Below are 12,340 nucleotides of genomic sequence, written 5' to 3'. Positions count from 1 at the left end.
GCAGCCAGATTCGGGTTCTGGGTCATCGGGTCACCACCGCTCGCCAATTCCTGATCCGCGGTATAACCCATCCTGCGGCACATGCTGCGCCATAGCACAACAACGGCGCGTACGCGCTCAACAGCACCTGCCACTCGGATGCAATTGTCGGGTCCTTGTCCTGTGTTGTCGACCCCATGTCGTTATTGAGTGGGCTTGGCATGTTCTACGGTTGCTGCGCCCGCGCCGGCACCGTCACTGCGGTCGGATAACCTCCACTCGGGGCGGATGTAGTGGCAGGTGTAGCCAGATGGGTAGCGTTGCAGGTAGTTCTGGTGCTCGGGTTCGGCCTCCCAAAATTCGCCGGCCGGGTTCACCTCGGTGACGACTGTGCCAGGCCACCGCCCTGAATCCTCAATGCTGGCGATGGTGTCCAATGCGATCTGCTTTTGTTCGTCGTCCAGGTAGAAGATTGCTGACCGGTAACTGGTCCCGACATCGTTGCCCTGACGGTTCCTGGTGGTCGGATCGTGGATCTGGAAGAAGAAGCCCAGCAGTGTCCGGTAATCGGTCTCGTCTGGGTCGTAGGTGATTTCGAGGGCCTCGGCGTGACCGGGATGGTTCCGGTAGGTGGGATGCGTGTTGCTGCCGCCAGTGTAGCCGACACGGGTGAACACCACGCCGGGCTGTTCCCGGAACAAGTCCTCCATGCCCCAAAAGCACCCGCCGGCGAGAATCGCGATCTTGTTGTGGTCATTCATGATTGCTGCTCGCCTACACTTTGGTGTTGCTCCGATACATCTTTCGTGAACAAACCCACATATTGCCCATAACCCTGGGCTTCCAGGTCATCGCGGTGGATGAATCGCAGTGATGCCGAGTTGATGCAGTAGCGCAAGCCACCCGCCTCTCTTGGTCCGTCCGGGAATACGTGTCCCAGATGGCTATCGGCGTGGGTTGATCGCACCTCGACCCGGTCCATGAAGTGGCCGCGGTCACGCTTCTCAATAACACTGTCAGCTTTGATGGGCTGGGTGAAGCTGGGCCAGCCAGTTCCGCTGTCGAATTTGTTCACCGAGGCGAAAAGCGGTTCGCCAGAAACAATGTCAACGTAGATGCCGGCTTCATGGTTGTTGTAATACTCGCCGGTGAACGGAGGCTCCGTGCCGTTCTCCTGGGTGACGTGGTATTGCTCGGCGCTTAGCGCGTCGACCGTGGCAGGGTTCCTGCTGTATTGGTGTGACACTTGGTCTCCTTCGTTCGCGCAGACTTTATGTTGGTGCGCTTGGCATTTCGGTAAGTCTCGCGTCAGTGTTGGGTTAATTGCGGCCGGCCATGATGCCGCCGTCGACGTTGAGAATCGCGCCGGTGACCCAGCTGGCCGCGTCAGACAGCAGATACGTCACCGCGTTGGCCACATCAGCCGGAGTGCCCACTCGTCCGAGTGGATGAAGCGGCGCGAAAGTGTCTAAGGTGGCGTCAATCTCGTCTTTGGGGATGAAGCCCTCATAGAGCGGGGTCTTGACGACGGCCGGTGCCACAGCGTTGACGCGGATCTTGTGCCCGGCAAGCTCGATGGCGAGGTTATGGGTCAGCGCATGCAGGCCGGCTTTTTGCATCGAGTATCCCGACGATGGAGTTAGACCGATGGCCTGATGCGCCCACATGCTGCCGATGTTGACGATGGACCCGCCCTCGCCGCGGGCGATCATGCCCGCAACGACGGTCTGCGTCAGGAAGAACAGCGCATAGTTGAGCTCCATGTACGAGTCATAGGTCAGCGCGTCGTACTCGAGAAACGGCTTCGGGATGAAGAATCCGGCCGCGTTGACCAACAGGGTCGCATCGCCGTGATGCTCGGCAACCGCACGCTGAACATCGGCGACCGCGCTGCGATAGGTCAACTCGGCAGCGATCCCCCACGCTTGGCCACCCGCGTCGGTCAATTCGGTCACGGTGTCATCAACACGGTCTTTCGACCGGCCGACGATCACCGCGCTGCCGCCGTGGTGCACGATATCAACGGCGACCTGCCGGCCCATACCGGCGCTGCCTCCGACGACGATGACCTTCTTGGAATCGAAGTGCATGGTGAGTCCCTTCTGCTGATAATTTTCGACGACTCCTGCTGGGGCATTTCCACCTTTGTCCGGCAAGAAGACTTGTAGCCTTTGCGACGACACCCGGCGCGAAGCCTGTCGACGTTTAACTGGCGTCAGTCTGCTGCCCGGCGGGGTGAGCCGTCATCACCCCAACGTTGTTTCACCCGGGTGAGTTCTGGCAGGGCGCCGGGGCCAACTCTGACACCCAGAGCCCTGCCGGTGTCCGTCGTCGATCACACCTGAGCAGCGCAGCTCGCGAATACCCTTAAGGCAGTCGCAGTTTCAGCGGCCCGCAGATCACGTATTACTTGCCGATCAAGACTCGCTGATCCGCGAAGTCGATTGATCGCCTCCACAGTCAAGCCGATGTGAGCGCGAAAGTTTTGGCAGATTCTTTCGCCCTGCCGAGAGGCCGACCCGCTGCGGTATTTGGGGGCTAGTGCGATCCCGGCGGCGGTGCACAGGCCGGCTCTGGCAGATCCAAATCTGCTTTGCTCAGACGGTAGATCTCAAGAGTCAGGTTGTAGTACTTGTCGGTCTCGCCGACCCATTCCATGCCGACTCGCCGCGCCGTAGCCACCCCGCGATGATTGCCTGGCCGCACGACGGCGAAGACCTCACTGACACCAACATTTGTGAATGCTTGATGGGCTACCGCATGACCGGCTTCCGCACCATAGCCGTGACCCCACAGCGTCGGCGCAACCTGCCATCCGATCTCGAGATCGGTGCGGCCAGGTGGAAGTGGAAGCAGTGCCACTCCCCCGATCAGGTGGCCAGAGTCTCTATCGGTAATCGCCCATCGGCCCAGGGGCAGCCCGGCCGCGTCGCTTTCGGCGATCCATGTGCCAAGCAGTTGGCGCATGGACGCGTCGTCGGTGATCAACGGCAGCGCCGGACACAGCCAACGCGAAACCTCCGGCGCCCCGTATATCCCATAGGCGGCGAGATCGTCGTCGAGTTGCCACCGGCGCAATAGGAGTCGGGCCGTCACGATGCGTCGCGTGTCAGAGTCCCATTCGACATGGCGATGCTCAACCAAGTCGCCTCCTGGGTTCATGTCACACATACTTGGACGAGTTCACCCAAATCGTAGACCACTCGGCAATTGCTAATGCAGAGGCTTTTGAAGCTTTGACCTGCTGTTTTCTGGTGGAGCTAAGGGGATTCGAACCTCTGCTTTGACCAGGTAAAACGCAGTCCGAACTGCTGTTTCGTTCCGTCTTGTTCGCCGCGCCGATCAAGATCGTCGAGGGCACCCCGGCGCCTCAGTGCACGGCCAGCTTCAGCACCTGGTAGTTGGCGCGGTCGGCGACATAGACGTTGCCTGCGGTGTCGACCGCTACCGCCCGCGGATCGCCGAGGCCGACGAACGGCAGGACAGTTTGAATGTTCGACCCGGCTGTCAACTCCACGACCCTCTTGTGGGCGCCGTCGGCGGCATAGACGTCACCGGCGGTGTCCACCGCGACCGCACACGAGGCGCCGAGGCCGACGAACGGCACGACAGTTTGGGCGTTGGCCCCGGCAGCGAGTTTCACGACCCGGTTACTGTCGGTGACGTAGTCTGCGACATCTCGCCGACGGTCAATTAAGTCGGCGCACGTGCTGGGCAACTACGATGTCGGCCGGCAACCGTCGCCTTGGCCACGTCAGATGCGGCCGTCGAAAGCCCAAATCCCGCTTCCCTTCGCATCCGCCATTCGAAACGTTCCGTCCGATGCGCTGGCAATACCGACTATCTGCGCCGCCTTCGGCAGATCGACTAGCTTCACCTCACCGGTCGTGCTGATCCGACCTATGCCTTTATCGGTGGTAAACCACATGGCTCCATCTAGGCCCGCAATGATGCTGAAGGGGCTGGTCCCCGGCGGCAAAGCATACTCAGCGATACTTCCGGCAATCGATATCCGCCCGATGCGGTGCGCGGATCGCTCCGTGAACCACAGCGCACCGTCGGGACCGGCTGTGATGCGCTTCGGTAAGGACCGCGCGGTTGGAACTGGGAACTGCGCGTAGCGACCGTCAGTGCCGAGCCGTCCGATGGCGCTCACAGGGGCGTCCGGGGTGTCTGACGACTCGGTGAACCACACGGCAGCGTCCGGGCCCGAAGTGATACCGGACATCGTCAGGCCACTCGAACTTGCCGGCAACGAAACACTTCGAAAATTGCCGTCACTGGTAACGCGGGTAATCCGCGGGGGCACCGACTCGTCAGTGAACCAGATGGCACCGTCTGGACCCACCGTCATCGCGCCCGGCAGGCCGACGCGCTGATCCCCACTGACGGAGCGCCATCCGGTGACGTTGCCGTCGTGGTCGATGCGCCCGATCATCTCGAAGCCTTGGAACCAGATCATCGAATCGGGTGCGTCGACGATGTCTGATGGGTTGCTTTCATTACCCGGAATTCGGTGCTGCGTGACGTTGCCGTGCCGATCGATCTGGGCGACTGCGTTCTCAGAACTCTCCGTCACCCACAACGAACCATCTTTGGAAAATATGAGAAACCTTGGCCATGCGGAGCCGGGTAGCTGCACGGCTGGTCGGAGGAATTCCGGATCGGCCACGGGTGAGCCCGTAATGGAACGCGTGCAGGACGGAAAGGCCGTCAGCGCAATGGTCAGCACAAAAATGGCGATGAGACCCCTGCGCAAACCGGCATTGCTCACGTATCGGCAAAATACGCGGTTGTGGTGCTGTACGACCAGCTTTCGACAACCCTGCGAGCACGGGGCAGGCGACACTCGTGCGACTACGGTCCAGGCGGGATGCGATGCCCCCGTGCCGAGGTGTCTGGGTGGCGGATCGTGTCGCGGCCGAGCTTGCGATTGTGCATGGGTTCGCGCGCCGACTTCTGGTGTTCGAGCTGCCGGATCAACTCATGCTTGGCTTCGTGAAGGGCGCACGTGATGTCGACGTTGTCGGCGACGGCCACGAGCGATGGGAGACCAGGCAAGGTCGTCCGCAGTGTGACGCGCTGTTCCTTGCGGCCGCGGTCCTGCAACGAGACTTCCAGGCTGATGTCATACGGATCCCACCGGCCCAGATGCGGCCCAAGCGTAGCCAACGCCTCCAGCACGTGCGGGCGTTCCTTGGCGACGAATCCCGCGCCCATGTGCAGGACGTACTCGCCGAGCGGATTATGCGTTCTGTCGCTGGAGTTTCTCATCGTGCTGATGGTGACCTCATCTCGGGTGATCTGGTTGCTGAACGATCGTGTCCAGCAGCTGCGGAAGTGGCGCGGTGGCGATGCCGATGGCGCCGTCGGCGATCCCGTACGGGATTACCAGGGTCTCGGCGTGAACGAGCGCGCCGCACGAGTAGACGACGTTGGGCACGTAGCCGTTCTGTTCGTCGTGGGCGGGGCAGAGCAAGGGGTGTCGTAGCCGACCGAGCACCCGGGTCGGATCGTCGAGGTCAAGCAGAATCGCGCCGATGCTATACGTGCGCATGGGTCCGACGCCGTGGGTAAGCACCAGCCACCCTGCGTCGGTTTCGATTGGCGGCCCGCAATTTCCGAGTTGCAGCGCTTCCCATGGCTCGGCCGGCTGCTGGCAGGGCGACGCGCCCGTCCAGACCGCCAGATGGTCGGCGAAGGCGACGGTGTTGGTCTCGCGGTCCGATCGCGACATGGCGGCGTAGCGACCGTGTATTCGTCGGGGGAACAAGGCCAAACCCTTGTTTGCCGCGGCCTTTCCGACGAGCGGCCCGGAGGTGAAGGACTGGAAGTCCTTGGTCTTGAGCAGTTGTTGGCTGATGTGGGATCCGCTGTACGCCGTGTAGGTGGCGTAGTAGTTGACCGAGCCGTCGTCGTCGGCTAAGCGGACGAAGCGGGCGTCCTCAATGCCGGCCTGCTCGGCCTCCATCGAAGGCCACAGCACGCGTTCGGAAATCGTTACGGTGCTGGGGAATTCAACGGCATAGGACCGCGCGGCGATCGCGCGGATCAGAGCGACTGCGCGCTCTCCGTGTCCGCGGGTACTCAGGTTGGCCCGGAGCTTGCCGAGTTGCGCGTCGAGGTCCGATCGCGTGAAGCGGTCGCCGAGCGCACTGAAGACGTAGTTCGCGGCCTCGCCGGCATTGCCGATGCGGCCGAGTTCGCCTCGGAACACCGCGGCGTCGAGCAGCGCGCCCGACACGCTTCCGGTGGCGGCGAAGCGCGACGGCTCGTCGATCGTGGCCCGGCCCGCGGCGTCGACGACACCGGTGCGGAACCCGATGGACGAGCGGTGTCCTTCCCCGATCCCGCGCACGCTCATCACGAATCGCAGGCTGCCTGCCGCCGTGTCGGTCTGGTCAGGGTGGGCCACAATGCTGGGGTTGCAGAGCGCCGCCCCCTCGATGGCGTACTCGCTGCTAAAGGTTGCTCCCAGCAACAGTGTTCGCGCATCGGAGAGTTGGACATCCGGATCCAGGCGGTCGGCGAGCTCGTGGGCGTGCCGACGGAAGGTGCCCGCCAAGTCACGGTGGCGTCCGTCGAAGCGGGTGATGACGTCGTCCAGGGACGATTGAACGTCGTCGTCGGACAGGGCGAGAATCCGCTTGAGCACCAATCCCGCTCGGGACTCCTGAAGCTCGAAGCCCTCCTGCCCGGGCACGAAGAGCCGGGTGATCACCCGGGCCGGATTAGCCGCAACCCGGTGAGGGTCGCGGGTGACGAGCCCGGTGCGCATCAAAGTCATTGTGGGACCAGCGAAAAGCGCTGCGCGTGCTGCAGGGTGGAGATCACCGCAAGGGTCGATTCAGCACCCTGGTTGAGGTTGACGCAGTCGGCGAGCAACCCATCGAAACCACCACCGGTCTGTGTGTCCCACATGAGCAACCCGGAGTCGTTGGCGCCCTGAAACCAGGCGGCGCACGACCGGACCCCTTCCAACCAGAGCGCGCGCGGATCGGCGGCTGCGGCGCGTGCGCAGGCGTCGGCGAGGGTGGCCACCTCGATCGGCTGCTGGTCGAAGCCCGGCCGACTGTCCTGCGGTCCCCGGCCGCCCGCGGGGGTGGGTGACAGGTGGCCGTCAATCGTTTCGTAGTCCAGCAGCCACTCCAGCAGATCCAGGCCACCCTGTTTCAAGTCCGGGTCGTCCAGCGCGACGCCCGCGGCGATCATCGCCTCGGGGAGAATCGCATTCGCGTAGTCGAGTTTTGGCTCGGGCCATGGCCAGTCGGACTTGGTATTCGGTCTCGCGACGGTGGCTGCGTAGTCGGCGAGGAGTCGCAGGGCCGCGGAATCGCCGGGCTCGACGCTGAGGAGTTCGGCGGCGCCGACGGCCGCGAACGCCATCGCCCGTGGCCACGGCGACCTGGCCTTGGCAGCGCGCTCGAACTGAATCACGGCCAGTCGGCGCACCAGGCTGACACCGCTGTGGGCGGCGGCGGTACCGAGCCCCCACATGCAGCGGCCCCAGTGGTCGTCCGTGCTGGGTTGGTCGGTCCAATGTCCGGCGTGGTCCATCCGGTTGCGGCAGGCGCCGTTGTAGGACTGGGCGTCGTTCAAGAACTGCAGAGCCTTGCCGGCAAGGCCCTTCACGGCACCCGGCGGGTCGGGCTCGCGGGTGGTGACGACGAGCACCCTGGCCATGTCATCGGTGCAGTACCCGTGCTCACGGCGGGGCTCGGTCATGCAGGCGTGCTCGAAGGTGGCGCGATGGTTCGTCATTCGCAACAGGTGTGCGAACACCGGGGTGGGCGCGGCGCCGCCGGTCACGTCAGTGCCGATTGACTGGCCAGCAGCCGTTGCGCCACGCCGACGTAGGCGTTGGCTACGACGGGCCAGGCGATCGTCGGGGCCAGCCCGCGGGCTTTGGTGGCCATGGAATCGGCGGCGTGCGGATCGGTCAAGAGCTGGCGCAGCGCTGCGACCAATGCGTCGGGATCTTCGTGAGCGACGACAGTGCCCACGCCGTTGCCGAGGACCTCGACCGCGTGGGGGAAAGCGGTGGCGACAATCGGGCGGCCAATCGCAAGGGAGTCGACTAGCACACCGGAGGTGACCTGGTCCTTCGAGTCGTAGGGCACGACGACGACGGTGGCCGTCTGGATGAGCGCGGTGAGCTCTTGTGGGGTGCGGTACACGGCGTCGAAGGACACCGAATCGGCGACGCCGAGGCGTTTCGCCTGCGCGACAAGTGCTTCGCGATACTTTTCCCCCTGCGCGGCGAGGACCTTGGGGTGAGTGCGGCCGGCGATGATGTACCGCGGCGGGTTGGGCAGGCTCTTGAGCGAAGCCATAGCGCCGATGACCCGCTCGATGCCCTTGCCCGGTCCCAGCAGGCCCCAGGTCAAGATGGTCGGCCGGTCGGGATGCTGCACGCCGTTGGTGCTGGGAAGTGCCGCGCCGTGCGGAATGACGGTGACCTTGTGATCGTCGACGGCGAAGCCTGCGCACAGACGTTGGCGGGCCACCTCCGACATCACGATCACTCGACCGGCCAATGCCATCACCGATTCGAGCACCGAAAGTTGGTGTGGCGTAGGATGTTTGAGCACCGTGTGAACGACGACGATCGACGGGACGCGCAATCGAGCCATGATCTGGACGACTTCGTCTCCGTCGGGACCGCCATAGATGCCGTATTCGTGCTGGATGATGGCAACGTCGCTCTGGTTGAGCAGCTCGGAGGTTGCCTCTACGGACGAAGCTGAGCCGTTGACGAGCTCGCCGGCGACGTTGGGGTCCTCGGAGACATCCCCGTCGGCGATGCGGACGACGTTGACGTCGGCGCCTCTGGCTGTCAATTCGTTCGCCAGGGCCGCGCTAAAGGTCGCCAGGCCGCAAGGTGTCGGCGAGTAGGTCCCGAGGATGCAAAAGCGCGGCATGTACGAAAAGTGTTGCATTCCAAAGGGAGCAACTAATGGCTGAAACAACGATGGAGCATTCAAATTTATCCCGACTGAGCGGTAAAAACGAGGTTTCCGGCGTGAGCGGATGCTCGGGCAGATCAGCATCAGAAGCTGAGCCATTCCGGATGGGCTGGGAACACCAGCACCCCTGACGCTACACCCTGCCCGGCCGAAAGGCGTGATCGTCGGCGTGCTGAGGTCGAAGAAAGCAATTTTCTGGTGGAGCTAAGGAGACTCGAACCCCCGTCTTTGACCAGGCACAACGCAGTCTTAGCTGCTGTTTGGTTCCGCCTCGTTCCGATTCCAGCCCACTCGTTACCTGCGGTTTCGTTCTCGGGTCTTGACGGCGTCAAGACCCGTTGACGACGTCACCACCAAATTGGCGAGGTCTTGATGCGGCGTTTGCATCGCGCGCTACCCGCGCGCCGGATCACAGCGGCGATATGACCCATGCTGGCTGGCTGTGGTGACACGATGTTGGCGTGACCGATGTTCATCACGACCGCGGGGCCATACCCACGGCGACCAAATGACCGCAACAGAGTTCCGGTGCGGGCCTTGTGGCACCGAACTGCCGCCGGACTCACGGTCCTGCAACAGGTGCGGCGCTCCAGTCGCACAGGCCAGCCGTTCGGCGGAGCACAAGCAGGTAACGGTGCCATCTGTACGAAAAGCAATTGCTGTTGGAATTGTCTTGCTTACCCTCGCGGCGGCTTCCTCGCGTGGCTATGCAGCGCACACTTGGCTAAGGGACAGCGCGCAGACAACGCCGGCGCTAGTCGCGGTTCCCGCGCTTCCGCCGGCGTTGGTTGCGGTTCCCGCGCCTGCCTCGCCGGCGCCGGATGCGGCTCCCGCACCGGACTTCGCAACGGTCTCCAAGCTGATGAACGATGCGATTGCGGCACATACGGCGCCAGGTGGCGTGGTGGTGATCGGGCATGGTGGCAAGGTCGTCTTCCATCAGGCTTATGGCTCGCGCAAACTTGCCGGCGAACCGGGGTTGGATGGATCGCCCGCACCTGCGGAGCCGATGACCGAGGACACCATCTTCGACATCGCGTCGTTGACGAAGTGCCTCGCAACGGCGACCGCGGTTATGCAGCTTTACGAACAAGGCAAGGTTGCGTTCGACGACCCCCTGCAGAAGTATCTGCCCGACTTCAACATGGGGAACGATGCTCGGCGTGCAAAGGTGACGGTTCGCATGTTGCTGACGCACACTTCAGGCGAACCCGAAGACGTACGCCTCGACGATCCGTGGGGACTGGCCAGAGCCGATAAACCAGAAGGCATTCTCCGTGCCCTCACCACGCCGCTGGAGTCGCCTCCCGGGGAGTATTTCAACTACGCCGACATCAACTTCATTCTGCTTGGCGCGCTGATCGAGAAACTTACCGGCGCGCCAGAAGACGTTTACGTTCAGCACAACGTATTTGGGCCCCTAGGCATGGAAGAAACCCGCTACCTTCCCCCGGCCAAAGCATGTGGTCCACACGTGATGCGAGGCTCTGCGATTGCCTGGGCGCCTGCGCCGATAGGCCGCATGCCGGGCGATTGTCCTGCGGGTACGTGGAGCACGAGACTGTTGCCGCGCACCGCACCGACGACACATGACGACGAAAGCAGAAACGATCCGGGCAAGAATCCTGATTTTGATGCACTATTGCGGGGCGTTGTGTTTGACCCGACGACGCGCCGCATGGGGGGAGTCGCCGGGCATGCCGGTGTGTTCTCGACGGCGCACGATCTCAGCCTGTATGCGCAGGCGCTGCTTGATCGGCTCGCGGACCGCCCGAGCAGGTTTCCGCTGAAGCAGGCGACGCTGGCGTTGATGACAACTCCAGAGCAGCCCGGACATGCCGCTCAACAACTTGAAGCAGCCAACGATGCCTCCCGAGAAGCCATCGCCAAGACGCCAAACACATATGATCCAATGCTCGCTCCGCGCTATCCGGCGATCAGGGGACAAAACCTGCGTGGCTTCGGCTGGGATATCGATACCGCTTATTCTGGAACGCGAGGCATGATTTTTCCCATCGGCAGCTTCGGCCACACAGGCTTTACCGGAACCTCGCTGTGGATGGACCCGGGCTCGGATACCTACGTCATTCTGTTCACGAGCGCCATCGATCCGCGAGACGATCCACCGATCGCTTATCTGCGAGGTGACGTGGCTACGGCGGCAGCCCAGGCCCTGCGCTGAGCAGTGCGTCATCGTTCACGAAATCGCGCCGCATTCGACATAGGGAGTGCCGCGTGGTCGGTGACCGGCTGTGAACTGCATTGTTTCTCGTGGAGCTAAGGGGACTCGAACCCCTGCTCTGACCAGCTAGAAACGTGATTGAGCTGCGGTTCCGGCTCGTCTCGTTCCGATTCGTTCCCACGCATTACCTGCGGTTTCATTTTCGGGTCTTGACGGCGTCAAGGGTAATCGCCAGGAACGGATTACAGGGATTTCCCTGTATCGCGGTAGCCGGCGACCGACGTAGCCTTGCCCAAGATTTTCCTGAGTTTTTCGTTAGGAAGACTTAAGGAAGCTTGGTTTGGTCTGGTCTCCGTCGGAGAGGTTCACTAATGGCTCGTTGGCACAGCACCGCGGCAAAAGGCCGGTCGCACCACGCCTTTGCACGCCCGCGTCGGCTAGCGGGCGTGATTGCCACTGCCGGAGCGGCGTTGGGATTCGGCCTGGGTCCGCTGGCCGGTGCCCCGTCGGCGCATGCCGACATTCTGGATGTGGTGGTGGATCCGATCACGCAGCCTTTGCAGCAGGCCTTGGCCGGGGTGGGCGATGTGGTCTCGGCGATCGATCCCAGCACGGGTCTGGATGCTCTGGCGGGTCTGGATCCGGCTGCGGTGTTGTCGAGTGTGGATCTGAGCGGTGTGGTGGATCCCGCCTCTGTGTTGGCCGGTGTGGATGTGGGTGCGGTGGTGGATCCGTCGGCGGTGTTGTCGGGTGTGGATGTGACCGGCGGTTTGGATGTCGGAGCGGTCACCGATGTGGCGGGTCCGTTGCAGGCAGCGTCGGATCCGCTGGTGGCGTCTTGGGGGCATGGCGAGTGGTTCAACGACAACGTGTACCCGCTGTTGCATGCCGATATGGAGCGCTGGATCGACAGCCCATTCGGAACCCGAGTGGATGATTTCGTGAACCATGTGTCGGGGCATTTCCTGATCGGCAACGGCACTGATGGCAATGCCGCTAATCCCGATGGCACCAATGCCGGGTTGTTGTTCGGTGATGGCGGTAACGGCTACGGGCCGGACGGCAACGGCGGTGATGCCGGCTGGATCATGGGCAACGGCGGCAACGCCGGAAGTGCTTCGGATAGCGGGTTTTCCGAGCTCGGTGCCGATCCTGCGGGAGTATCGGCAGATCCGACCGTGATGGGCGCCGATCACAGCGCCGCAGCCACCGA

Annotated in this window: 10 protein-coding genes and 2 pseudogenes; 2 read left to right on the top strand and 10 right to left on the bottom strand. The window is 63.0% G+C overall.

Going from position 1 to position 12,340, the window contains the following annotated elements:
• Positions 1-182: 182 nt before the first annotated feature.
• The 10 genes and pseudogenes from msrA to WAO18_RS09080 all read right to left on the bottom strand — a co-directional run bounded on the left by msrA (position 183) and on the right by WAO18_RS09080 (position 8,900).
• Positions 183-740, bottom strand: coding sequence for a peptide-methionine (S)-S-oxide reductase MsrA (gene msrA / locus WAO18_RS09125; protein WP_422205712.1), 558 nt, complete (start codon positions 738-740; stop codon positions 183-185).
• Entirely contained in the window at positions 737-1,225 is a 489-nt protein-coding gene (gene msrB / locus WAO18_RS09120) for a peptide-methionine (R)-S-oxide reductase MsrB (RefSeq protein ID WP_422205710.1), read from the bottom strand. Before msrB ends, msrA begins: the two co-directional genes overlap by 4 nt.
• Before the next feature lie 73 nt (positions 1,226-1,298).
• A complete protein-coding gene (locus WAO18_RS09115) occupies positions 1,299-2,069 on the bottom strand; it encodes an SDR family NAD(P)-dependent oxidoreductase (protein WP_422205708.1) in 771 nt (256 codons plus the stop codon).
• A gap of 448 nt (positions 2,070-2,517) precedes the next feature.
• The gene (locus tag WAO18_RS09110) at positions 2,518-3,141 is read right to left on the bottom strand and encodes a GNAT family N-acetyltransferase (protein WP_422205706.1); all 624 of its coding nucleotides are present in this window, start codon (positions 3,139-3,141) and stop codon (positions 2,518-2,520) included.
• A gap of 220 nt (positions 3,142-3,361) precedes the next feature.
• Positions 3,362-3,646, bottom strand: a pseudogene (locus WAO18_RS09105) (serine/threonine protein kinase); the annotation flags it as partial.
• An 87-nt stretch (positions 3,647-3,733) separates the two neighbouring features.
• Entirely contained in the window at positions 3,734-4,753 is a 1,020-nt protein-coding gene (locus WAO18_RS09100; RefSeq protein ID WP_422205704.1) for a virginiamycin B lyase family protein, read from the bottom strand.
• 83 nt (positions 4,754-4,836) lie between these two features.
• A complete protein-coding gene (locus tag WAO18_RS09095) occupies positions 4,837-5,253 on the bottom strand; it encodes a hypothetical protein (protein WP_422205702.1) in 417 nt (138 codons plus the stop codon).
• A gap of 16 nt (positions 5,254-5,269) precedes the next feature.
• Positions 5,270-6,766 (bottom strand): glycoside hydrolase family 130 protein, encoded by a 1,497-nt coding sequence (locus WAO18_RS09090; RefSeq protein ID WP_422205701.1) that lies wholly within the window; start codon positions 6,764-6,766, stop codon positions 5,270-5,272.
• Positions 6,763-7,740, bottom strand: a complete 978-nt coding sequence (locus WAO18_RS09085; protein ID WP_422205715.1) for a glycosyltransferase — start codon at positions 7,738-7,740, stop codon at positions 6,763-6,765. Before WAO18_RS09085 ends, WAO18_RS09090 begins: the two co-directional genes overlap by 4 nt.
• A 44-nt stretch (positions 7,741-7,784) precedes the next feature.
• Complete coding sequence (locus tag WAO18_RS09080) at positions 7,785-8,900, bottom strand: glycosyltransferase (RefSeq protein WP_422205699.1); 1,116 nt, start codon at positions 8,898-8,900, stop codon at positions 7,785-7,787.
• Between the two features lie 700 nt (positions 8,901-9,600).
• Between WAO18_RS09080 and WAO18_RS09075 the strand changes: the two genes are divergently transcribed.
• The gene (locus tag WAO18_RS09075) at positions 9,601-11,127 is read left to right on the top strand and encodes a serine hydrolase domain-containing protein (RefSeq protein WP_422205714.1); all 1,527 of its coding nucleotides are present in this window, start codon (positions 9,601-9,603) and stop codon (positions 11,125-11,127) included.
• A gap of 446 nt (positions 11,128-11,573) precedes the next feature.
• A pseudogene (locus WAO18_RS09070) lies at positions 11,574-12,340 on the top strand (hypothetical protein); the annotation flags it as partial.

It is taken from the genome of Mycobacterium sp. (assembly GCF_049278535.1).
Taxonomy (GTDB): domain Bacteria; phylum Actinomycetota; class Actinomycetes; order Mycobacteriales; family Mycobacteriaceae; genus Mycobacterium.
This window is presented reverse-complemented; position numbering and strand designations above follow the sequence as displayed.

Coding starts and splice junctions, on each gene's coding strand:
- msrA (WP_422205712.1), bottom strand. CDS start 740: ATGAATGACCACAACAAGATCGCGATTCTCGCCGGCGGGTGCTTTTGG.
- WAO18_RS09085 (WP_422205715.1), bottom strand. CDS start 7,740: ATGACGAACCATCGCGCCACCTTCGAGCACGCCTGCATGACCGAGCCC.
- WAO18_RS09095 (WP_422205702.1), bottom strand. CDS start 5,253: ATGAGAAACTCCAGCGACAGAACGCATAATCCGCTCGGCGAGTACGTC.
- WAO18_RS09110 (WP_422205706.1), bottom strand. CDS start 3,141: ATGAACCCAGGAGGCGACTTGGTTGAGCATCGCCATGTCGAATGGGAC.
- WAO18_RS09115 (WP_422205708.1), bottom strand. CDS start 2,069: ATGCACTTCGATTCCAAGAAGGTCATCGTCGTCGGAGGCAGCGCCGGT.
- WAO18_RS09080 (WP_422205699.1), bottom strand. CDS start 8,900: ATGCCGCGCTTTTGCATCCTCGGGACCTACTCGCCGACACCTTGCGGC.
- WAO18_RS09090 (WP_422205701.1), bottom strand. CDS start 6,766: ATGACTTTGATGCGCACCGGGCTCGTCACCCGCGACCCTCACCGGGTT.